This window comes from Nostoc sp. TCL26-01 (assembly GCF_013393945.1).
In the GTDB taxonomy this organism is placed as follows: Bacteria; Cyanobacteriota; Cyanobacteriia; order Cyanobacteriales; family Nostocaceae; genus Trichormus.
Genome location: NZ_CP040298.1, coordinates 192,645 through 215,845, shown reverse-complemented (window position 1 = coordinate 215,845; position 23,201 = coordinate 192,645). Strand labels below are relative to the sequence as shown.

General features: G+C 40.2%; 23 protein-coding genes. 14 read left to right on the top strand and 9 right to left on the bottom strand.

Translation table 11 applies throughout. From position 1 onward, the window contains the following. Nucleotides 1–296: 296 nt before the first annotated feature. The 9 genes from FD725_RS30250 to FD725_RS30215 all read right to left on the bottom strand — a co-directional run bounded on the left by FD725_RS30250 (nucleotide 297) and on the right by FD725_RS30215 (nucleotide 6,407). Complete coding sequence (locus FD725_RS30250; RefSeq protein ID WP_179051889.1) at nucleotides 297–1,028, bottom strand: hypothetical protein; 732 nt, start codon at nucleotides 1,026–1,028, stop codon at nucleotides 297–299. Between the two features lie 625 nt (nucleotides 1,029–1,653). Continuing rightward, complete coding sequence (locus FD725_RS30245) at nucleotides 1,654–2,337, bottom strand: hypothetical protein (protein ID WP_179051888.1); 684 nt, start codon at nucleotides 2,335–2,337, stop codon at nucleotides 1,654–1,656. Further along, nucleotides 2,334–2,801, bottom strand: a complete 468-nt coding sequence (locus FD725_RS30240; protein WP_179051887.1) for a hypothetical protein — start codon at nucleotides 2,799–2,801, stop codon at nucleotides 2,334–2,336. The genes FD725_RS30245 and FD725_RS30240 overlap by 4 nt, the downstream gene beginning before the upstream one ends. A 3-nt stretch (nucleotides 2,802–2,804) precedes the next feature. After that, nucleotides 2,805–3,851: a site-specific integrase gene (locus FD725_RS30235; protein WP_179051886.1), complete on the bottom strand. Its 1,047-nt coding sequence runs from the start codon at nucleotides 3,849–3,851 to the stop codon at nucleotides 2,805–2,807. Between the two features lie 24 nt (nucleotides 3,852–3,875). Beyond that, the gene (locus FD725_RS30230) at nucleotides 3,876–4,751 is read right to left on the bottom strand and encodes a hypothetical protein (RefSeq protein WP_256872007.1); all 876 of its coding nucleotides are present in this window, start codon (nucleotides 4,749–4,751) and stop codon (nucleotides 3,876–3,878) included. Between the two features lie 61 nt (nucleotides 4,752–4,812). Further along, nucleotides 4,813–5,031 (bottom strand): four helix bundle protein, encoded by a 219-nt coding sequence (locus FD725_RS33235; protein WP_372726750.1) that lies wholly within the window; start codon nucleotides 5,029–5,031, stop codon nucleotides 4,813–4,815. Further along, a complete protein-coding gene (locus FD725_RS33230) occupies nucleotides 5,015–5,248 on the bottom strand; it encodes a four helix bundle protein (protein ID WP_372726749.1) in 234 nt (77 codons plus the stop codon). Before FD725_RS33230 ends, FD725_RS33235 begins: the two co-directional genes overlap by 17 nt. A gap of 365 nt (nucleotides 5,249–5,613) precedes the next feature. Further along, on the bottom strand, nucleotides 5,614–6,048 hold the full coding sequence (locus FD725_RS30220) for an HNH endonuclease (RefSeq protein ID WP_179051885.1): 435 nt from the start codon (nucleotides 6,046–6,048) through the stop codon (nucleotides 5,614–5,616). Beyond that, complete coding sequence (locus FD725_RS30215) at nucleotides 6,045–6,407, bottom strand: hypothetical protein (protein WP_179051884.1); 363 nt, start codon at nucleotides 6,405–6,407, stop codon at nucleotides 6,045–6,047. Before FD725_RS30215 ends, FD725_RS30220 begins: the two co-directional genes overlap by 4 nt. Nucleotides 6,408–6,481: 74 nt before the next feature. Here FD725_RS30215 and FD725_RS30210 point away from each other — a divergent pair, with 74 nt between their 5' ends. The 14 genes from FD725_RS30210 to FD725_RS30145 all read left to right on the top strand — a co-directional run bounded on the left by FD725_RS30210 (nucleotide 6,482) and on the right by FD725_RS30145 (nucleotide 23,201). After that, on the top strand, nucleotides 6,482–9,691 hold the full coding sequence (locus tag FD725_RS30210; RefSeq protein ID WP_179051883.1) for a DEAD/DEAH box helicase: 3,210 nt from the start codon (nucleotides 6,482–6,484) through the stop codon (nucleotides 9,689–9,691). 5 nt (nucleotides 9,692–9,696) lie between these two features. Then, on the top strand, nucleotides 9,697–10,533 hold the full coding sequence (locus tag FD725_RS30205; protein WP_179051882.1) for an SWIM zinc finger family protein: 837 nt from the start codon (nucleotides 9,697–9,699) through the stop codon (nucleotides 10,531–10,533). 253 nt (nucleotides 10,534–10,786) lie between these two features. Continuing rightward, complete coding sequence (locus FD725_RS30200; protein WP_179051881.1) at nucleotides 10,787–11,986, top strand: AIPR family protein; 1,200 nt, start codon at nucleotides 10,787–10,789, stop codon at nucleotides 11,984–11,986. A 576-nt stretch (nucleotides 11,987–12,562) separates the two neighbouring features. Continuing rightward, on the top strand, nucleotides 12,563–12,913 hold the full coding sequence (locus FD725_RS30195) for a hypothetical protein (RefSeq protein WP_179051880.1): 351 nt from the start codon (nucleotides 12,563–12,565) through the stop codon (nucleotides 12,911–12,913). A 106-nt stretch (nucleotides 12,914–13,019) separates the two neighbouring features. Beyond that, nucleotides 13,020–13,430, top strand: a complete 411-nt coding sequence (locus tag FD725_RS30190) for a hypothetical protein (RefSeq protein WP_256872006.1) — start codon at nucleotides 13,020–13,022, stop codon at nucleotides 13,428–13,430. After that, nucleotides 13,431–13,769, top strand: a complete 339-nt coding sequence (locus tag FD725_RS30185) for a hypothetical protein (RefSeq protein WP_179051879.1) — start codon at nucleotides 13,431–13,433, stop codon at nucleotides 13,767–13,769. Next, nucleotides 13,750–16,491 (top strand): helicase HerA domain-containing protein, encoded by a 2,742-nt coding sequence (locus FD725_RS30180; protein ID WP_179051878.1) that lies wholly within the window; start codon nucleotides 13,750–13,752, stop codon nucleotides 16,489–16,491. Before FD725_RS30185 ends, FD725_RS30180 begins: the two co-directional genes overlap by 20 nt. Then, entirely contained in the window at nucleotides 16,488–17,033 is a 546-nt protein-coding gene (locus FD725_RS30175; protein ID WP_179051877.1) for a hypothetical protein, read from the top strand. Before FD725_RS30180 ends, FD725_RS30175 begins: the two co-directional genes overlap by 4 nt. After that, nucleotides 16,972–17,796, top strand: coding sequence for a hypothetical protein (locus tag FD725_RS30170; RefSeq protein ID WP_179051876.1), 825 nt, complete (start codon nucleotides 16,972–16,974; stop codon nucleotides 17,794–17,796). The genes FD725_RS30175 and FD725_RS30170 overlap by 62 nt, the downstream gene beginning before the upstream one ends. A gap of 27 nt (nucleotides 17,797–17,823) precedes the next feature. Continuing rightward, complete coding sequence (locus tag FD725_RS30165; protein WP_256872005.1) at nucleotides 17,824–18,852, top strand: hypothetical protein; 1,029 nt, start codon at nucleotides 17,824–17,826, stop codon at nucleotides 18,850–18,852. Beyond that, the gene (locus FD725_RS30160; protein WP_179051875.1) at nucleotides 18,849–19,571 is read left to right on the top strand and encodes a hypothetical protein; all 723 of its coding nucleotides are present in this window, start codon (nucleotides 18,849–18,851) and stop codon (nucleotides 19,569–19,571) included. Before FD725_RS30165 ends, FD725_RS30160 begins: the two co-directional genes overlap by 4 nt. After that, a complete protein-coding gene (locus tag FD725_RS30155) occupies nucleotides 19,568–21,091 on the top strand; it encodes a hypothetical protein (protein WP_179051874.1) in 1,524 nt (507 codons plus the stop codon). Before FD725_RS30160 ends, FD725_RS30155 begins: the two co-directional genes overlap by 4 nt. Further along, a complete protein-coding gene (locus FD725_RS30150; protein WP_179051873.1) occupies nucleotides 21,088–21,978 on the top strand; it encodes a hypothetical protein in 891 nt (296 codons plus the stop codon). The genes FD725_RS30155 and FD725_RS30150 overlap by 4 nt, the downstream gene beginning before the upstream one ends. Next, entirely contained in the window at nucleotides 21,975–23,201 is a 1,227-nt protein-coding gene (locus tag FD725_RS30145; protein ID WP_256872004.1) for a hypothetical protein, read from the top strand. Before FD725_RS30150 ends, FD725_RS30145 begins: the two co-directional genes overlap by 4 nt.

Below are 23,201 nucleotides of genomic sequence, written 5' to 3'. Positions count from 1 at the left end.
ATAGACCTCTAATAAATTTTAAAAAGTAGTTAATTAGGAAAATATTAGTTGTTTAAGAGCTAGCAGAAGCTCTGAATGAAGTAATTTTGTAGAAAGATTTTGGGCAATATTAAACTTTTCTAGGGTTTAATATTTCAACATAGCTCGACCATAGGGCTATTCTAGCCCCTGGTTTCTCATTTCTTTGTCTTGGCGCTCTACAAAAATATGTGGCAATGACATTAGCTATTAGCTTTTCGCTAATAGCTAAATCCGCAGTTTATTAATGATTGAGTTTTGAGTACCAGTGACTATATTTAGACAGCAGTACTCATGGCAAATACATTAGGAATTACTACCTTTTCTTCATGAGTTTTACCAATAAATTTACTGGTAATAATTTCTTGATAGGCTTCTAAGTCGGCTTGCCAGTTATCTAAAATTTGATATACGTTATTTTGTCGTTCTGAGGGATTTTCACTTTTTACTTCATAGCTAAAGCTACCACTAAATAAAACGATGGGAGTGTTCGTTTCATCTGGGTTCCGTAATCCTGCTTCATTGATGCTGAGGTAAAGGGGGCTACGCTCTAAATTGTAAACTAAGTTGAGTGAAGCTCTGACAGGTGCATTGCCCACTTCTTGCCATGCTCCTGGAGATAATAGGGTTTCTGATAGGAACAGGCGGGCTGCATCAAGTTGTTCTGCAAAAGCAATGTAGCCCCTGGGATTAATACCTACTGCCTCATACTCTACATTAGGTAAGGTTTGAACATATTTTTTAGCGATGTCTGCAACTGCTATTTCTGCTGCTGTTTTACTTTCTATTGCCTCTATAAATATAACTCGTGTAGGTTCAGCTATGATGGCGACACCGTTTGTGAAAGCAACTTGAGATACACTCTGGGTATATACTGGTTGACGAGCCATTTCCCATTCGCTGGGAACTATGCCACTGTATTTAAGAAAATCTGGATTAAGTATTGTTGGTTTATGATTTTTAGCGGCAATGATAATTCCCAACTCTTGCGTGATTAAGCTTTGGCTCATGACACTTTCCTGATAATTTTATGAGTTAATTTGTTTGTAGTTGTGTTCTCTAGCACTTGGTTTTCTGGAGACAATCTACTACTGAACATACTTGAGTAGTCTGGCTTGTACTTTTGTACACTTTTTATACGGTTAGTTGCCAGCGCGTTTATGCTGAAAACTGGTTAGATAGACTTTTCAGTAATCACCGCAGTCTAGATTGAGTTTTTCATGTATTGTGTGCGAAGTTTATGTATTTAATCAGTTAAACAAGTCGCAAGTCGCAAGTCACAAGTCGCAAGTACAGTTTTGTAACGGAGATTTAGACCCCGCCACAAAACTTGCGGCTTGTTAGAAGCCGGGGACTTAAACCCGCCGAAGTTTATTAAAAGTATGAAAACATTGCCGGAGAATGCTTTACATCTTTTTGGCAATTCATAAAAAGTGTCAAAAGATTGCAATATCTTACTTTTTTATAAATTTTATTCTTCGGTAAGATAACCAGTAATGTCAGATTTTTTAGATATTACAGTAACGAAAATTTTATAGTAAGCAGTAATTTTACTGTTGCTAAAATTCCTATGCCAGAAAAGACTTCCGACTTATGATTTAATTGATTTTTACCAGCTTGGTTCCAGCCAGAAAACTATTTCATAACTAGTTGATCTGTGTTGGCAATCACCCAAATATCTTGGCTATTATAAAAATCGCCTCTCTGCTCCAATGTAAAACCACCCAGCAACAATCCCAACCATACCTCTACCATTGGCATACGCAATCTAGATTGTAGTTTAGTGAGCGTAATTTCATCTTTGACTTGTGCAAGATAGTGAGCGATCGCACTCTGCCATTTCTGCACATCTTCATCACCAGCCAACCGATGCACATCTTCTACAGTCTGAATCTCCAACATTGCCAAGACATTCTCTTTCTCAACAGGCACGGCAACTGAATTATGACTTTCGGCAGCATGAGAAAACTGATGTGGCCAATGTGGTCTAAAAGTTTGCTGTGCTGGTTCTTCTATGAGATCATCCAAATCTAGCTGCATTGTCGTCCGCACTAACCCAGCAAATAAGAGAGTGCTGATCACTGGCCCTTCAACATCGTTCTGAGCGCGGACATCTGACAACAATAACTCAGCACGAGAGTTGAGAATATCTGCAATTTGATAAAAGGCGGCGGCGGCAGTTGACAATTGTGCTTCCACAGATAAACTTTTTAGCTCAGTATCCAAACATTCCCACACCGGAGAAAGTGAAGATGTGACTGGAGCTTCTGACATCTCATCCAAGATATCCCAGATTGTTAACTGATGATATGTAGTCATGATTCAGGATGCAATGGGCAGGGACGCGCTGGACAGTGAGTTGGACTAATCTCAAACATATCCTTATATTGGTGGAGGGAAACACCATATTGTTGAGCAAAAGCCTGTAACACTTGATCTGTATAAGTGCGAATCTTGCCAGCAGTTAGCCCAAAGCAGTGAATTGGCTCTAACCGACAAACAGGCTTTTGTCCCAGCCAGAGTTCTGCACCCAAGGCGTGTAATGGCTTATCCCCTGGTTCTTTATATAAATACAGCACAGCAAAATACGTCGCTGGTGGTTCGACTGCAATAGCATCAATTTCTGCTGAGTTATTCTCACTTCGGCGGCGGTAGAACGAACGGCGATTGTGGCAAACTTTGGGATTCCAGCATCCATCCCCATCAGTACCATGCAGAACTTTTGCTTTAGAAGTTGGTAACTTAGAGCATAACTGACACTTGGGGTCTAATGGTTTGGGCATAGCCTACTCCGCTTCTTCCTCACCAATAGCACGGTAGTAAGCAGCGATCGCCGCTTCTTGTTCACTACGCAATGTATACCGTCGAAATGCCTTCTCACTTTGATGTCCCGTCAATTTCCGCGCATGGCTGGGGTCAACACCCAGTAGTAGTAAATCAGTGGCGTAAGTATGCCGAAATTGGTGGGGATGCAAATCAACAATCCCAGCTAATTCACCGATTTTTTCCACAGCAAAGTAAATTCCGTGATAACTTAGCCTTTCACCTTTATATGAAGCATGATACGAAATCATCAACGGTGTGAGGCTATTTAGTTCTTCACCCTGACAAGAGCGCGATCGCAAATACTCTTGTAACACGTCGCGGCTTTCTTTACGCAATGGCACTAAGCGCGGTTCATTAGTTTTGGTATCAGGTAAAAACAGCAGCTTGCCATCAAAAGAGCCGACATTTAACTGTATAATTTCCCCAGCGCGGAGTCCATGACTGAGAATGTGGACGAGCGCTGTATCCCGTTGCCTTGTTTCGCCCAGCAATTCTAATGCTGACCAAACTCGCTCCATCTGTTCGTCAGTTAGACTTTGGGCTGGTGGCAATGGTACTTTTTCTAGCTTTATCCCCAGTGTGGGGTTAGTAGCAATGATGTCTGGATACGTGTAGCACATCCATTTAAAGAAGCTTTTGAGCGCAGCAACCCCAGCATTGATACTGCTTTTTGATAGGGGTTTTCCTGAATCAGTTTTTACTTCATCGCGCAGATATTCCTTGTATAACCCCAGGTGACGTGGGCGTAACTCATGATAGTGCAGTTGCGTCCATGCCAAAAATCGCTTGAGTTCGCGTTCATACATTTTGCGACTGTTCGGCGCAAGATTGGTACTGCGTAAAAACTCCAGTACTTTGACAAGCCGAATATCAATGGGTGCTGTTATCTTTTTGGATCTGCTACTGAGTTTTGTAGCACTCTTGTCAGATGCCGCCGGATCATTTTCGAGTGGTATGAGTTTAATTGGTGGTAAGGAATCTTTTTCTAAACTATCAGGAGATGGCATTTTCCTAAGAAAGAAAGTGAATAATTATAGACCCGCTTGGGTTAATGCTTGAGAGAAATCATCAATCAAATCCAAACTTTCTGCCCATTGTGTCAAGTATGTGTAGTCCAGAGTTTCTGCCTGCAACTTCAGTATTCCCAGCACATCGCGCCACTGCTTTTCAGATTGACTCCCCTTCCCCCAACACAACTTCTGTAAAATGGTATCTTCTGCCGAAGCCACCCAAAATTTAGGTATTCCTTCTAAGTCTATTAATTGGCGACGCGCCATCTGGGAAACTGAAAACGGCGAAACATCACTTAGATATAAGTCGGCATTAGCAATAGTTTCAGTATGGGTAATATTTAGCATTCGTTCACTTCCTTGCTTCAACCCCTCAACTGCACCTGCTGGACAATAGTACCCCGCACTTTCAAGTGTTGCCACCAATAAATTGATTTTCTGTGGTTGTACTTCAATCACCAAATCTAAATCACGAGTCGAACGTGGCTCTCCGTGTAAAGAAGCGGCAACACCACCACTGACATAGTAAGGAATATTAGTAGACTCAAAAATTTGGTGTAGCTCTGCTGCTAGGGTTATAGAATCCTGAATCCACATTTTTTCATCATTTCCTTGAGGCTGAAAATCACCCCTAAATTTCTCTGCTAGCAAAGCACGGATAAACTCATGACGAATTTTCTCCACAGATGCTCCACGATGCCGAAATTTAATTCCGGTCAGGCAAAGTTTCTTGATTCCACGCTCATGAGTCATGAACATTTCTAAGCGTTGGGTCAGCGAAAGTTGCCGCAGGCGAAAGAACATATATATATCCGCTTCAATATTTGTATCAGATGCTTGTGACCGATAATTCAGATTTGAATATATTTTCGTAGAAACTAAATTATTATTTACCACGATTCTTTCTTTCAACCCACATTTATTAAAGAAGTCGTAAGTCGCAAGTCGCAAGTCGCAATTAAGAATGTTTATCTCTTGCAACCACTATCTTCCTGCTACGAAATTTATTGCCAGTCAATTTATCTTTAATTTTGCGAGTAGAGGCTATGAGTATCCTCACTATCTCCTTAGCTTCCTGAAGTAACGGAGAAAATTTAGATTTCTCTACAATTTCAGATTCAATTAAAATTTCTAACCAGTACTCAGTTTCGCGTCCTTCCTTAAGAGCTATTTCCATTTTGTGCAAAAAATCTCAAAAAATCTCGATCAGACTGAGCAGAACGAGACTCGTGTACATTAGCACCAATACTTGTACCAGAACGTAACAGTTGCTGAGAAAGGGTACGGCAAACACCCGGTTTTTCATCAAGAAAGCTACAAGCTTTGATAATTCTAATCGCAAACGCTTTACTTCTGTCAGTGATACTAATGCTTCTGTCTACATTTACACCCACTGCTTTTACCCTTTTTACTTCTGTTTATTCTTACTTGCGACTTGCGACCTTCGACTTGCGACTTCAATGACCAATAATACCATATCCAAGACAAAATAAGGAACCCTTATCTTTTATCCGATATAATCTACGATTAATATTTCTTCCCCCTCTGCTATTGACTTTGTGACTTCGATAAGGAGCTAGAAATCCTATAACTACGTTGAAAATTTTTCAATTAGTCCGCGAACCAACAATTGAAACCATAAGTTGACCGCTAGCACTGGTTTCTGCTGGCAACGCAGATTAGGAAACGCATTAGTGGAGCTTAACTTTCGTGCAGCGAACGTAGAGAAGCTATCGCTCCTAGCACCAAATCAAGCTTTCTATGCTTGTTGTGTTCCTGATGGTTTGAAGATTCCAGCCTGTAGAAAAAGTAGACGTTCCTCAACTCTGTCAGGACGATTCAATTGCAATAGGCTAACTGTGACGCGACCTTGGGCTGTTAAAGGTAAAATTTCAGCATCTTTGAGTTGAAAATGCTCATGCCATAAGTCTTGGCGAGGATGATACAGTGGCACAATCTTCCCAGTTTCTGGATCAATGGATGCAAGATCACTTCCCTTACGCTTGTTGCATAAAGTGCAGGAAAGGGCTAAGTTTTCGGATTGAGTCAAGCCACCATGTTTTTCAGCAATAATGTGGTCAATTTCGTGAGAAACAAAGGTGGTGATATCAGGAATCAGGCAATACTCACAGCAGCCTTTTCCCCGGTTATAAACTTGTTTTCGCAGAGCTACAGGGATATAGGTTGTACTCATTCCCCGTCAATTTCTTGGAGTTTGACGAATGCTCTGGCTTTTGCCATTCTCACAACATGCTCCAGGTATTGATAGCTTTGCCATAGCTGCTCTTCGGTAGGAGTCAAACCCACCGTCCGATTTTTCTCAAGCAGGGCAGATATCTGAGCTTGTAGAGCGAGTGAGGGACGTAGGGCAATAATGGCTTCGGGAGTGGGGAGGTTGGCTAGAAATTCCAGAACTTCAGCTACACCTGAAAATTCGCTCTGGGTGATGGCATTAAGTTCTCGTAACCCCAACTCTAATATTTGTGGCAGCTTGTCCTCCAGGGGGTATAGCTGAGAAACAACATCATCAGGCAGATCAAATATAACTTGCATAAGCGATCGCGGGTCTTTGGATCTGATAATTTAGCTAATGTAGACTATGATGATGCTAACGCAGTATTGGAAGCATGAGAATACTTCATGGCACCTGGATAGCAAACGAGGAAACTGACTTTATTCAGTCAGGGTCTTTTTACTTGTGGGTAGAAACTCCTGTATTCCCAAAAACTCACACCAATAGTCAACAAATTCATCCGGGACATCTAGCAAAAGACGAGTTAATCAACTTTTTAGTCCAAGAATTGGGAATCAAAGAACCATCTTCCCAATTAAGCCAGCGCGTATCTGCAAAATACTTTGCTTTACCAACTGCGAATAATCAACCTCTACCTTCACCAGAATTAATCAAGTACTTAGAGATTGAGTTGACCGACAGCTACGAAGAATTTCAATATTGGCAAGTAGATTGTTATGAAACAGTGGTAACTGTCAAGAATGAAACAACACTTAATATTATCAAGCTCCTCAAAGATATCCATTTTTTAGCAATACATAATGCCGAGAAGTTTCAAATTGGTTCAGATTTATTCTTTTGGTATCATTACACTCAAAGTTTTAAACAAATAATCCTCAAAGACCAATTTATTCCTGCACTAAAATATCGGCAGTTAGCAAGCGAAAATCCCAAGAAAAAAGGCAAAAAACAGACTGAGCAAGCAGCATTTGAAATTTATGCCACCTGGGCAATTATTTCTGAGCAATATGAACAAAATATTGCTAAATATATTGAATATATGCCACTGATTTGTGTGGCAGGTGCAGCAACAACTAGCAATCAGATTGAGTTTTTTGACAAAGAAACACTATTGCGTCACTTTTCGGAATTTGTACTTGACGATTTAGTGACTCACACTCCATCTACAGCCGCTTTTGACAAACAAATTGCTGATTCTCTCATTGAATCTTGCTTTTATCCTCGTCAGCATAACCCACTAACAATAAATACTGCCCTGTCAGAATATCGGCAATGGTTGGTGTGGAAAACCAAAATTACCCGCACTCAAGCTGATTCACCTTTTCATCTGTGCTTCCAGTTACACTCTCCTTCTGACGAACAAATAGACAATTGGCAAATTCAATTTCTAGTAGCTAGTAAACAAGACCCATCCTTGAAGTTGGCGTTAGCAGACTACTGGACAATGAATCAAAAAACCAAAACTGGTGTACATAAAGATTTTGGCAAAGATTTTGAAACAAATTTACTGCTGAATTTGGGGTATGCAGCCCGGATGTATCCCAAACTGTGGCAAGGGTTGGAAACAGCGAGTCCAATCGCAATGCAACTTACCTTAGAAGAAGCATTTGACTTCCTTCAAGAAAGTGCTTGGGTGTTAGAAGATTCAGGATTCAAAGTAATTGTACCTACTTGGTATACTCCCGCAGGTCGTCGTCGCGCCAAAATTCGCCTCAAAGCATCGGGTCGCAAACTTGCTGCAACTAAAGGAGAAACAAAAAGCTATTTCGGCTTAGATTCACTGGTGGAATATCAGTATGAGTTAGCAATTGGAGAGCAAGCTGTCACACCACAGGAGTGGGAACAACTGATTAATGCTAAAACTCCTCTGGTTCATTTTCGCGGTCAATGGATGGAATTAGACCGGGATAAAATGCAGCAACTACTCGAATTCTGGCAGTCCCACGGCGAGGAACAACCCCAGATGAACTTGCTGGAGTTTCTGCAGCGCAGTGCCGAAGCTGGAGAAGACTGGGAAATTGAACATGACAAAGCTTTGTCAGAGATGATAGCGAACCTGCAAGATAAAAGTCGCTTAGAGCCGATTTCTGAACAGCTAAATCTGCAAGGTACGCTCCGAGAATATCAAAAGCGTGGTGTTTCCTGGCTACAATATCTGGAACATTTGGGATTAAATGGCTGTTTGGCAGACGATATGGGTTTAGGTAAATCCGTGCAGGTGATTGCCCGATTAGTGCAGGAGAAGGAGTTGTACGAAGCTCTTGGAGCAGGGGAAGAAATTACTTCCTTATCTCCCTTACCCACACTATTAATTGCCCCTACTTCTGTTGTTGGCAACTGGCAGAAGGAAATTGCCAAATTTGCGCCTCATTTAAAAACCATAGTGCATCATGGTAGCGATCGCCTGCAAAATCTGGCTGATTTTCAAGCTGCTTGTCAACAAAACGATGTAGTCATTAGCTCATTTACTCTAGTTCGCAAAGATGAAAAGCTATTGAGCAGTATTGAGTGGCAACGTTTAGTACTGGATGAGGCACAAAATATTAAAAATCCCAAAGCTGCCCAAACTAAAGCTATTCTCAAACTAAGAGCTAAACACCGACTGGCATTGACTGGTACTCCTGTAGAAAACCGCTTACTGGATTTGTGGTCAATTTTTAACTTTCTCAATCCTGGTTACTTGGGCAAAGAAGCCCAGTTTCGTAAAATCTTCGAGACTCCAATTCAAAAAGACAATGACCGCGTAAAATCAGCTACCTTGAAAAAACTGGTAGAACCTCTAATTTTGCGAAGGTTAAAAACTGACCAATCTATTATCAATGACTTGCCAGATAAAGTTGAACAAAAACTCTACACCAACCTGACTCAAGAACAAGCATCGCTTTATGAAGTGGTTGTCAAGGATGTAGAAAAACAATTAGAAGCAGTAGAGGGAATTCAACGCAAAGGATTGATTCTTTCCACCCTGATGAAATTGAAGCAGATTTGTAATCATCCAGCACAGTTTTTGCAAGATGGCAGTGAATTTTCACCCCTGAGATCTCACAAACTCAGTCGTTTAGCAGAGATGGTTGAGGAGGCAGTTTCTGAAGGAGAAAGTTTACTTATTTTTAGTCAATTTACGGAAGTGGGTGAAAAAATTGAAAAACATCTCAAACATAGTCTGCATTGCAATACTTACTACTTGCATGGTGGTACCAGTCGCCCACGTCGGGAACAAATGATTACCGAATTTCAAGACCCTAATACAGAACCATCAGTTTTTATCCTTTCCTTGAAAGCAGGGGGTGTAGGTATCACCCTGACGAAAGCCAATCATGTTTTTCACTTTGACCGTTGGTGGAACCCAGCAGTTGAAGACCAAGCAACTGACCGTGCTTTCCGTATTGGACAGAAAAAGAATGTCTTTGTGCATAAATTTGTTGCCATTGGGACTCTAGAAGAGAGAATTGACCAAATGATTGAAGATAAGAAAAAACTCTCTAATGCTGTTGTTGGTAGTGATGAATCTTGGCTCACAGAATTAAATAATGAAGCTTTTAAACAGTTAATTTCATTGAATAAGAGTGCAATTTTGGAGTAGATATTATGGCTAAATTTAGTCGAACTTGGTGGGGCGATCGCTTTATTCAAGCACTAGAAGCTTTTACAGATGATAACCGACTTAAAAGAGGACGTTCTTATGCTAGTGGAGGTAAAGTTAAAAGTTTTGAGATTGACTTAAATAAAATTACTGCGAAAGTCAGAGGTTCGGTTAATCCCTATTTTGGAGTCTACAAAGAACCAACTTATAATATAGAAATTGAGATTACACCTATTGCTAAAACACGTTGGAATGAAGCTATCCAAAAGCTTTCTTCTAAAGCTAGTACCATTTCTCGACTAATACTAAATGAAGTCCCAGAAAATATTGAAGATACTTTCTCTACTTTAGGATTGCATTTATTGCCCCATAGTAGTAAGGATTTTAAAACTAAATGCTCTTGTCCAGATTATGCTAATCCTTGTAAGCACATTGCTGGAGTTTACTATTTAGTGGCTTCTCAATTAGATAATAACCCCTGGTTGTTATTTGAACTGCGGGGATTATCGAAAGCAGAACTTCAAGCCAAATTAGCTGATTCTCCTTTAGGAAAAGCTTTGTCGGAGGAACTGAATGCTAAGGAAATGCCTTTAGAACTTTCTAGTTCGCTGTATACGAAGATAGAAAAGCAATCTCTTAGCCAAATGCCAAATGTTAGGGAGTTTTGGTTAGGTACAAAGCGATTGCCACAAACTATCGAGGTGCCGACTGTCAGTAGTGTGTCAGCAATTTTGATTAAGAAACAAGGAGATTTTCCTGATTTTTGGCATAATGATGCTTCTTTTATTGAAACAATGGAAGAATTGTATCAGCGGGTGAAAACCAAAAATCAAAGGCTCTGATTTCAGTGCGTTTTCCGCTTTCTCGAATGTCCTGTAGTTCAACTTTACACTCAACTGATACTACGTGTAATGGTGTAAGTCACATATAGACTAAATGAAGAGGTTTCTGAAACCTTGATCACTTGCGCCAGGTATGGGTGTGATGTTTTGAAGGAAGTTTTGGCAGTATGAAAACGCCATTCGCCTACACAGATTGAGTACAGGTCAGTCTAGATGATTCATTATAATTGTGTATGCTGTTGAAGAATAAAATATGCCAAAAATTTATCGGTTGAAAATAGACAACTATGTCAGTGCCAATGCTCACTGCATGATTGCAACTGCCCATGTAGATACTTTTCCAACAGACTTACCTTTAGAACCAAACATTAGAGAACCAAACAAGAAAAGTGCGACATACAGACAAATATTTGACTCAGTGACGACTCAACCCGAAAAATTCTTTGAGCGACATAGCGGGATAGTTCTATGTGCAAACAAGGTGAAGCCTAGCAAAAACAAAACTGAACTAGAACTAGAGGTACTAGAAGCTTGTGAAGGTGGTAGCGACGGCATTATTAATGGAGGGCATACAGTTTTAGCTTTTGAGCAAGCGAGAATTTACAATTATGACCTGACAAAAGCGAGGGTCAAAGTAACAATCCACATTGGACTAACGGAAGATGAAGCCAAAGATATAGCATTGGCTTCAAATACAACAGCCCCGGTAGATTCTCGCTCCAAAGTAAATGCTAGAGGTGACTATAACTTCATCAAGCAATTTTTAGTGAAACTAGAGCGCGAACAAGAAACAAAATTCCGCATCGCCTACTATCAAAACCAAAGTGGCACTCCCAAAAATCCGCAGTGTAATGTCAATCATCTAATCAAATTAATAAACTGCCTGGACAGAAACAGATACAATCCCGAAGCTAACAAGAGAGCCAAGCACCCTCCGGTGAGCAACACACCCAGCTTGAGTGAGGCGGAAACAGAAAGATTGACTAAGCTATTACCGCTACTGCCCAAAGCTTTGTGGTTAGAGCAACGCCTATTTCAAATTATACAAGAGCATATCACGAACCCCAGAAGAAAGGGAGTGAACGACTTAGCATCAATAGATACACGCAAAAATACGCTTCTACCTGACAGTAGATATTCGTTTGGGTTTAGTGCGCCGGCGGATATTGCGCTGCCAATTATTGCATCCTATCGGGTGTTTTTGGATGAAGAGTACAACTGGATAATACCGTTTGAGGAGTTTGCTGAAAATTTCCTGCAACATTTGTGGACTAACTATTACAAGAAATACTTGGTGTCGGAGAAATTGGCAGGAAATACAGTAGGAAGCAAAATCTGTCGCAATCCAGAGATTTGGGATAGTCTCTACCTCTCGGCTCAAAGCTATCTCAATCAGCACTTGATGAAGATGGTGAACTCGAAAGGGCGCGAAGAATTAAAGCTGGCGAATTAAAGAGGGAACAGGGAACAGGGAATAGTTTTCTCTATTCCCTGTTCCTGATAAAATAAGAGAATTAAGCTAATAAAAACTAATAAAATTTATAAGAAAATTAAGATAAACAAATCTCATATTTTTAAGTATTTAAAAATGTAAAATAGCGACAATTACTAAATAATTTATGTTATAAATAGAGAATAATCATGCAAGTATCTAAATAAATACTATGCACCCAATAGAGTTTAAGAAAAAGTGGGAATTAAGCTATCAACAACTTGCATCTGTCCTCGGATACGAAAGTGACTATACTGTTCGCTGCTGGGGAATGAAAGGAAAGTTTAAGCGAAACCCTCAAAACGTTGTTCACATAGCGTGCAGTCTTTTAGATGAGAAATGGTCAAGTCAAGGTAAGAAGCTAAATTCTTGTCTGTCAACTACCTATACTGACTGAGTACAGTACAGTGTAGGCTTGCAAAACACCTAAGAAATTAGTTGAAAAAATTTTTCGTTTGTAGTTGCATTTGAGACTTGCCCGCCTAGTTAAAAGCGGGTATTTTTATATTTGTAAATTCTAAGAGATTCGCGGAACAAATGAAAGCGGGAGGTTTTTCCTGTCCGTATAAAGAAGAATTAACAAGACCGCAAGTTGCTTCTAGAATGATTCCACCAGTTACAGCAAGGCAACTACATGAATACATCAATATTGCTCGCAAATATGAGCCTGATTTCTTGAGATTCACCCATCCAAAAACGGGGGGAATAAATGGTTATGCGAAATTACGCGAATACCATATCCCGGTACTTCAAGAAATTCGTTCGCTGGCCAGAGAACATACTTTAGCTGAGATAGAGGACGAATTTAAAAAAAGAGCATCAAAAAGAAAGTCAATTCAAAATGACGCTCTCTACGACACGCTAAAAGCGAACGATGACTCGCTCTAAGCGTTCGCGGTAGCAGGGCGTTTAGCCCATTCTGGCGACTGACGTATGTATTCTGTTTTGTTAAATTTTGGTTCTAAAAAAGCAATAGATAAAAGGAGGAATTAACTTGGCATCTAATACTCAAATTTTGGCAAAAGCTTTAGGTAGATTAGTCCGGAAATACCAGCATCATATTTATGCAGTTGGCACAGCATTGATTATGGTATTACAAACAATGCCAGCCCACGCATTCGGATTGTTTGACCCAGCACAGGTAGCGCTGACCTGTATGTTTGGTGGTGCATCTGCGGGGACTGCCAATGCCGCAATAAGCGCGCTTCCTGGAGTAATAAATGCGGCAATAACCGTAATGCTATTTGTGTATTTTGTAGCTTCTGGGGTGAAAGTAGCGAATGCTCTAGGGGAAGGACAAGAAGTAACCCAGATGGTGCAACAACCGATTGGGATATTTTTCATCACCTTGGTGCTGTTTATCGCGCAAAATATTCTGTTTGCGAATGTGACAGCAGCTTGTTAAATGAGACAGAAAGAAATTAAGCCAGTTAATCAATCATTAGGAAAGAATGCCCAAATTGGAATTTTTACGGGATTCCAATTTGCGATTTCTATGTTGTCATTTGGATTAGGATTTTTCTTAGCATTCCCACTAGGTGTGGGAATGATATGGAGCATTCTAGTTGGCATTTGGTTCGCTGTGACAGCCATAATTTTATCGGGAAAAAGACCATATTTATTTTGGTCGAGAATTTTTCCTAATGTGCCATTTTGGACACGAGGGTATATAAAGTATACTTCCCCGATAGAGAAGAGAAAAGCCGAGACAAAAAAGTTAGGTTATGGCATTAAAAAAAGGTAAAACTAAAAGCCAAAAATTAAATCCTTTTGAAGACTTGCTAGACCTGACTACCTTAGTGAGATTGAAGAAAGGAGGATATACAATAGGGGCTTATTTGCTAAGTAAAAAGCAGATAGGCGATACTAACAATACTTTGCAGCTAGTATTTGGTTATAGCTGTAGGGGCATTCACCCATTATTTAATTCAGATGAACAAGTAGAAGCGATCGCCCAAGCATTCGAGAATGGTTGTAAAGAATTCGCTCAAGGGGAACGCTATACATTTCGCTGGAGTTCGTTTTGCAATGAAGAGGAGGTAATAGAAAATTTTCGCCATCGTTTAAGTAATCCAGTAAATGATGAAAGTGAGTTTTTAGATTGGGGGTGTGTATCTCGGCTCCAACAACTAACAAGACAGAAAAAGCGAAAAAATATTGCCCTGAACGTTTACGCAACATTCACCGTAAAACCAGGGGGAACAGAAGCGGGAGATGCAGTAGATCGGGCAATAGTCAACTTATCGAATTTTCTCCAAAGAAGATTTACGCCGACAGGAGCGACAGAACTGACAAGGAAAAGCTTGATGCAAGTTCTGGAGAAAGCGATAAATGTATCACTCAGACATCAACAAATCTTGTCGTCAATGGGTTTAAATCCCTCCCCGAAATCTGAAAAGGAATTGTGGCAGGGATTATCATTACAAGTAGGAGCAAAACCAGTAAAAGTCCCTCATACTTTAGTTTTTAGTGATGGAAAGCTGACAGAAGAATTCCATGAGTCTTTGCCATCACCAGGGCAATATATAGATGCGGCTCACATAACATCTGTGCTGTTAAATAATGGCATTCCCTTTGCAGATCGCAAATGGGTATGTCTCTCCACGCCAAAAAATGGTCAGAAATATGTGGGAGTGTTAACGCTCACACAAAAACCAGAGGCGTTTGTCTCGACAACGGCGCAAGTGCGATTTCTGTGGAATATATTCGCCAGGGAGATTATTTATGATATCGAGATAATTACAGAGATTAGCCCAGCCGACCAGAAAATAGTGCGGTTAACTCAGCAGTTGATTACAAGGCGATCTCGCAATGCCCAGATCAGTGCCAGTCGAAAAACTATCGACGTAGCATCACAGATTAACACTGAGTGGTCTGTGAATGCCCAAAAGCAACTATACACGGGTGATGTGCCAGAAAACGTCGCACTGATTATCTTGGTTTATAGAGACAGTCCAGAAGAAATAGACGATGCTTGCAGGTTGATTTCAGGTTATGTGAACCAACCTGCGGAATTAAGCCGTGAGATGCAATATACATGGCTGATTTGGTTAGAAACTTTGCTGTTGAGGCAAAGACCACAACTAACAAGTCCATATAACAGGAGAACATCATTTTTTGCCAGTGAAGTGATTGGCTTGACTCCGGCGGTGCAGACAGCCTCTGCTGACACCCAGGGATTTGAGTTAATCTCCGATGAGGGACACTCACCAGTCAAGATTGATTTGTCCAGAACCAAAAACATGATGGTGATTGGGACAACGGGAAGTGGAAAATCAGTTCTAGTGTCATCAATTATTGCCGATTGTTTGGCATTGGATATGTCAGTTTTGATGATTGACTTGCCAAATGACGATGGCTCAGGCACGTTTGGCGATTTTACCCCTTACTACAACGGTTTTTACTTTGACATTTCCAAACAATCGAACAATCTTGTCCAGCCACTAGATTTATCAAAAACCCCATTAGAGCAAAGAGAAGATAGAGTAAAAGCCCATCGTAATGATGTAAATCTCATCGTCTTGCAGTTGGTTTTAGGTTCACAACAGTTTGACGGTTTTCTCGCTCAAACAATTGAATCGTTAATTCCGTTAGGGACAAAGGCATTTTACGATCATCCAGAAATTCAACGCCGTTTTGAGTCGGCCAAAACAGAAGGGTTAGGTTCAGCAGCTTGGGCGAACACCCCGACTCTAGTTGATCTGGAGCAGTTTTTCTCGGCAGACTGCATTGATTTGGGGTATGAGGATGAGAATGTCGATAAAGCGCTGAATTATATTCGCTTACGGCTTCAATATTGGCAAGCTAGTTCTATAGGGGACGCAATTTGTAAACCTTCAACTTTTGAAACTGACAGCAAGCTGATCACCTTTGCGTTAACCAACCTGCAATCAGGTAAAGATGCTGAGGTATTTGGGATGTCGGCTTACATCGCAGCTTCCCGGCAGTCCTTATCTTCGCCCAACAGCGTGTTTTTCATGGATGAAGCCAGCGTACTCCTACGTTTCCCGGCATTATCCCGGCTGGTGGGACGGAAATGCGCGACTGCGCGGAAATCTGGATGTCGGATTATCCTTGCAGCCCAGGATGTAATCTCTATTGCCAAATCAGAAGCCGGAGAGCAAATATTACAAAATATGCCTCTGAGGCTGATTGGGCGAATTGTTCCAGGAGCATCTGGTAGTTTTTCTGATTTGCTGGGCATTAAGAGAGAAATCATTGATAACAACGAAAGCTTCACTCCCAATATTCAACAATTATATACATTGTGGCTGTTGGATTACAACAACAAATACACCAGATGTCGCTATTATCCGTCCTATCCCTTGCTGGCTTTAGTTGCCAATAGCAGGGAAGAACAAGCGACACGCGATCTGTTTAAAGAACGTTACAAAAATAAGTTTGAATGGGTAGCAGAATTTTCTAAGTATTACGTCGATTGCATTAAGCAGGGTAAGCCACTATGAAAACTTTATCCACAATCATTCAAAACAAAATCTTATTAGCGATATTAGCGGGGGTTATATCAATAGGGAGTTTTCAAGTTTGGCAACATAACAAACTTGAATATGAAAAACTAATAGCGAAGAGAGAAGAAGACTGTCAACATGATTTATTGACTGGAGAAGTTCATATTAAAGGCAGTCGTAGCCTGACAATGTTGAGGTATAACAATGTAGCAAATCCAGCTTTAAAACAACCAGGAAATAATACTGAATTTAAAAAAGATGAAATTTATTTACTGATTAAAAGAAAGCCAGATTACTTAATTCCTCCTAATGTGTCTAATTATGATAGTTCGTTTTTCAAGTCTCTTTCCTCCGTTGGGGATTATCCACCACAGCCATTAGCGGTAAAGGGTGTATCTATAGATATAGCAAAAAAAAAAGCTGTAGTTTCTTCTTATTGTTCAAAAACACCATTTACAGTACCTCTGGAGAATATCTATGAAACTTTTCAACCGAACGATTATCGTGACAATTTTGGCTTCCCAACTTTTCTGGAATAGTATTCCAGCGCCAGCTGAAGTATCAGATTCAAGTGCTGTTGTGGTTGATACTATTGAAGTAGAAGCTGATTCAGATGTAGCGAATCCAGCCAAAAAGCCCAAAAAGACTTTCTTAGAAAAAACACTGGACTTATATATCAAAGGACAAGAATATTTAACCACAGCAAAAAAATACGTTGATCTGGATTTTAAAAAGTTCGGTATCAAATGGGGAAGTCTCAACACTGAAATAGGAAAAGCCATAGATAAAGCAATCAAAGAAGGGCAGAAAGACCCATATAAAACTGGTGATGGTGTTAACGATGCTGTTTCGGAGCAAGAAGATACAAATTTAATTGATACTCCTCCAGAAGTTCAAGGAGAGAATGCCGAAATAGATGTACATCAAGCATACACTCGCGCACAATCTCAAGCAGTTTTAGGAAGAGAAGGACAAAAAAATCAAGCTGAAGAAGTACAGATTACTAATACTGCTGTCAGCGACTCATTAGAACAAGCTGATGCGGCTCAAGCTGATGTTGTGACGCAAGATATTCTCAAAAAAATGGCTATTCAGAATGTACAAACAGCCATGCTTGTAAGAGCTACTCATGGCGAATCCCAAAGACAAACACAACTTCTAGCAACGTCAAACATGAATCTGGCTGATATTAATAATCAAATGAGCATAGAGGAGAAAAAAAGGCAGGCAGAATCATCAGCTACCTCCAGAGAAATATTACGTGCTGGGGCGGTATTAGATGCCTTTTGGAAAAATCAATAAATTTAAATATAACGAAGCGAGTTGTTTATGTATTTCATATTGGGACAAACATTTTCTAGTGAAATTGTTAAAGGTGCTGAGAACGGCTCAGAGTTGATGGTGAATGCATTTAAGCAGGACTGGCAGGATTTAGCAACAGGTCAAAGCCCAGTTTATATAGCGGTTGTATCAGTATCAATGTTAATGGCGATAGTACTAGTGAGCTTTTGGTCATTAGGCTGGTATAGACAAATTAGTGATGAGGGTTTTTCAGCTAATGTGATGAGTGAAATGGTTTTTCCACTTCTAGTAATTCTCATGCTTTCTAATAATGGAGCGATGTTAGCTAATACATCATTAGCATTAAGGAATGTGACAGTTAAAATAAATAGTAGTATTTTGTCAATTACCAGGAATGGAATCAGCTTCAGAGATGCTATACGCAGTGTAAATACAGAGCAAAGTTTTTTAATAGCATTGCAAACGGCTATCGCCTCATGCGACAAATTAGAAATATCAAAAACTGATACTGAAGGAAAGACAACAAAACCACGTCAACAATGTATTAATAAAGAAATAAAGAAGGCTCAGGAAGAGGCACAAGCAACTAAAAAAAGCAGAGGATTAGGTGGAAGTACTGTGAATTTGAAATGGAATCCTATTGATATCACGGGAGAGTTAGTTAATGATGCTGTGCAAGGTATTGTATTTATTATTTTGAGTGGATTAGCAGCCGGATTTCAATATATTGTGCAACTGTCTTTTTTGTTGGTAGTTTATGTAGCACCTATATTTTTAGTTTTGTCATTATTACCTGTTAGTGCTAAACCTATTTATGCTTGGTTCTCTGGATGGTTGGGATTAACCTTGGTACTGATTTCATATTCAGTCATTGTGGGAATAGTTGCTGGTTCAATAGCGAGCCAGCCTTCAACTAATCTTTTATTGACCCAGTTACTCCAAGCCATCTTTTCACCCATTCTAGCGGTAGCAATAGGGACAGGTGGAGGGATGTCGGTGTTCACAGCTTTCACAAATGGACTGAATTTCTCTATATCTTTATTGGCAAGAAGATGAAGCTATTAGAAAAAAAAGAATTAAATCTCACGCCTATTTTTTTAATAGGAAACGTCGTTATATTAACGTTCTTACTATTAATAGAGTTAGTAAACTTTTTGGGGTTAGTAAAAATTGCTAACTCAAAAGCCCCAACATTAGTAGAGCTAAGTGATGGAGAATCAATTAGAGTATATCCGATAAGTAGTGATGAGAGATCACCAGAAGCTATTACATATTTTGTAGGACAAACAATGACAGGCTTATTGAGTTGGAATGCTGTCCCTCAAAATGATGCTGAATCGCCACTAGAGAAGTTAAAACTTGACACTGGCGTACAAGCAGGACAGGGCAGAATCACCACAAAGACTTGGGCGACAGGATTTGCATTATCGGAAGATTTTCGCGCCCCATTTCTTGAGCAAATAGGTAAGCTGACACCAGCAGATGTTTTTCAGGGTTCAACGCAATCTATCCTCAAAGTTAGCTTCCTGGGCGAACCTAGAAAGCTAAAAGAAAGTCGAGGATGGACTGTAGATTTGATTGCGGAACTAATTATTTTTAAAGGTGGCAATGTTATTGGTGAACCCATAGCATTTAATAAAACTATTTTCATCAAAGCCGTAGATACGCCCAAATTATCTAAACAATATTCTGATATTCAAAAAATAGCATATCAAGCTCGTAAGGCTGGATTAGAAATTTATAAAATTCAAGATTTTGAACTAGGGGAAAAATGATGGCAACAGAAATAGAAAATCCACAAGTAGAAATAGAAGATTATTTAAGGTCAGAAGATGACGAGTTTACCGAATTAGAATTAGAGGTACAAGATAATTTAACAGTAGAAGATTCCCCAGAATATAAGCAAGACTTTGCCGTCATGAATGGGGTAAATATTGCTTTTGAGACTAATGGAGCAGTAAATGAAACCGAAGTTCCAGAACCAGAAGAAGTTACCACAACTCGCCCAACTTCCCAAAATCCCTTGATAAAAGTTGCAGTAATTAGTGGAATAACGCTGCTTTTCGTAGCACTAATAGGTGGTGTAATTAGTGGGTCGATGAACGCGCTAAAATTGTCCACTACAAAGAAAATCGAACCGCCACAAAAAACAGAAGAAGTGGCACAAACAGTCAAGGACGAATCAGGGACAGATAAAGCCGCCTTAGCTTTGACGAGGCAAAGCATGGCAATGGAAAAAATCCGCGCTCTCAAAGCAGAAAAAGAAGCCACACCAATACCAACGCCAACCGCAGTCCCGACATCTCAATCTGTACCAGTAAGAAAATCTGCACCTGCACCACAACCAAAAACAGTTGCTCAACGTCCTGTTCAACGCACTTATCGCCGAATTGATACACCTTCATCTTCAGTTGTGCGACCAGTTCAATCTCAACCAGTTCAACACCAAACCAAGGCAATTACAACTGCTAAAGCACCAGTAGACCCCATGCAACAATGGTTGGCTGTTTCTAATGTTGGTAGTTTTGGTGCAAATACAGCGCAAGTAGCATCCAATGTTGAGGGTGCAGAAGGGATAGAGGGAGGACTTGGACAACCAAAACCCGTATCTTTAGCTGTCTCGTCCAAAGATAAACAAACCAAAAAAACTGAAAATCCTGATTATGGTCAAGCGCGTGTTTTAGTAGGCACTCGTAGTGAAGGGAAGTTAGAAACCCCTATTGTTTGGAGTAATAATACTGAAAATCAATCCTTAAGTTATTTGATTAGATTAACAAAACCATTAAAAACGTCTAGTGGTAGTGAGGTATTACCTAAAGATTCCTATCTTGTGGTGCAAATGAAGGGGGCTAGTCAATCAGAATATATTCAATTACAAGCTGTATCAGCACTAGTCAATAATAATGGTGAAACCGAAGAAAAAAGTATACCTGAAGGAACAGTTTTGATATTAGCTAAAAATGGCAAGCTCTTAAAAGCTAAATCACGTCAAGGCAATGACTTAGGAGGAACAATCTTCTCAGCAGTATTGAGTGGTGTGGCTAAAGCATCTGAAATTCAGAATCGCCCTAATAGTCAAATTACTACCTCTAATGGCTTTTCATCTAGCACGATTAGCAATGACAATAAAGATTTATTAGCTGGGTTTACTGAAGGAACATTAGGTGAAATAGTCCGAGGGATTCAGACAAATAACCAACGGCAGAATCAGCAATTTCAATCAGACGATAAAGTGTTTGTAATTGAAGCTGGAAAGCAGGTGCAAATATTTGTTAATCAAACTATTAATTTATGAATAATTTGATTAGTCTTGTTCAATACTTGCCTAAATTAAAGAGTAGTTTAGCATTTTCCTTATCTTTGATGCTTGTAAACTCTGGTCAAGTAGTTTTAGCGAATACCAGAACGATTTATGCACAAGATGCTCAAGGTGTGCAATCCAAAACTGTAGAATTGCGCGTCTGGAAAGGATATGGCGTGACAATTAATTTAATTCCGACAGGTGAAATAATCAAGCAAGTCTGGATTGGAGATCCAAGTCGGATTAGCTTTACTTCCAATGGGGATTTATGCCCCAAAGATGCAAGTCAAGATTGTCATGGAGGAGCAACAGTTTTATTTTTAAGGCAGATTCAGCCAATTAATTTTCCCAATATGACATCAAGTAGAGATGGCAGCACTCAAATCACTATTCTCACAATTGGTGTTGACGGACAAAAGCAATATCAATTCAAGCTAATTCCGGCATCTGGACAACCAGCTTATACAAGTCTGGTCATTAAACCAGAATCAGAAAGACCAGCACCTTTATTATTAGCTAATAGGAGAGAAGTCCCACAAGCCTTGCCAACTCCACAGCAAAAATTAATTTCTATCAATCCTGAGTCTACTAAGCCTGAGATTGCTGTTACAGAGGCTGCTATTTCTGAGACTATTACGGTTACAGCTAAATCATCACTTGTAACTGGAACAGTGCAAAGAAATAACGCTAATGCTATTGTTGCTGGTCTAGTTGTAGCGCATCGTAATGGTCAGATTAAGTCTGGTTCTACTACTTGGAAGAAAGTTCAAGATGCTATTAAGTTGTTGCGGCAAGGTAAAAGCCAGCAAGAGGCTATTTCTAGGTCGGGGATTTCTGCACAAATTTTTGACCAATTGATTGAGTGGGGAAGAAAACCATGATCCATATCTTGCGGTTGTCCTTAATTATTAGTGGATGTTTGCTTTTAAATTCCGCATCAGCGAACGCAGATACAGCAAGCATTTTACCAACAGTACCTTACCAGCAAGGAAACCGCCGAGGTCAAGCCCCCGATTGGGCAAAAATTACCTGGGCTATGTTACCAGCAGTACAGCAAGGAGGATATCTCAAAGTTCCAAAAGGATATGTCTCAAAATTTGGGTATGACCCGTCGCGGTCATGGAATGCGGGACAAAAATCGGATTCTGTGATCATGCTGGGTGATGCAGATGAGGAATTCCGATTTGGAGATTTTACATTAGATGATATAGCCAAAATAGTGTTTAAAGATGAGGGGCAAGATCAAGCTCAAGAGCCAAAATTGAAAGATGTAGGGTTTGTCAAATGGCAGACGACAGCATCATTAGTCAAGGCGATTCCATCATTAGGAAATCTGAAAGTTAATAGAGTCAAACCGATTTTGGATGCATTGGGAGAGAGTGACTATCTACCAAGTTCATGTCGTAGTGGGACGATCTCCCAATGTTTACTCGCAAATCCCCAAGCTGGAGAACGTCCTTTAGGGGATATTGATTTAAATAAATATTCCACCAATTCCATACCAGGGTTAAGACAAACACCAATTCGTCAGTTTAAACAATGGCAGCGCACATACATAAATCAAGTTCCCGGACTCAATAAAGTACCTTTTAGTCAAATGCCAAATCCACTTAAGTCTGGGACTAGTTTAGTGGGCATTGCTTCTACTGTATTCGGGAAATCGGAAAAAGGAGATCCGATGGTAGGGGATGCTTATTACATTTCCGGCAGTGTTGTCAGGGGGGACAGCACCAAATTTAAAGCTTGTGAAGCGAGGAAAGAATGCTCCTACTTAGAATTGGGAGATTTAGGTGGTAAGCGTGGAGCTTTGTACGGAAAACGCTGGGCATCAGGTTCTTCCCAAAAAGTCAAAGGTGGTTATGGGTTTCTAGCTGGAGTTAACGGGGGTAGAGAACCCACAGGTAGACTGGTGTTCTCTCCTTCATTTAAAGTGGCAATGATTGGTGCAAATGAATCCACGGGAACGGCTGATTTTGGTTTGTTCTTCCGTATCTGCATCCGCCCACCATTTTCAGCAAAGACTTGTACGCCGTATTTCATTGGCCCGATTCCTTGGATACCAGTTAAAGAAAACGACTTGGTGTTTGTGGGGACGGGGAGGTAA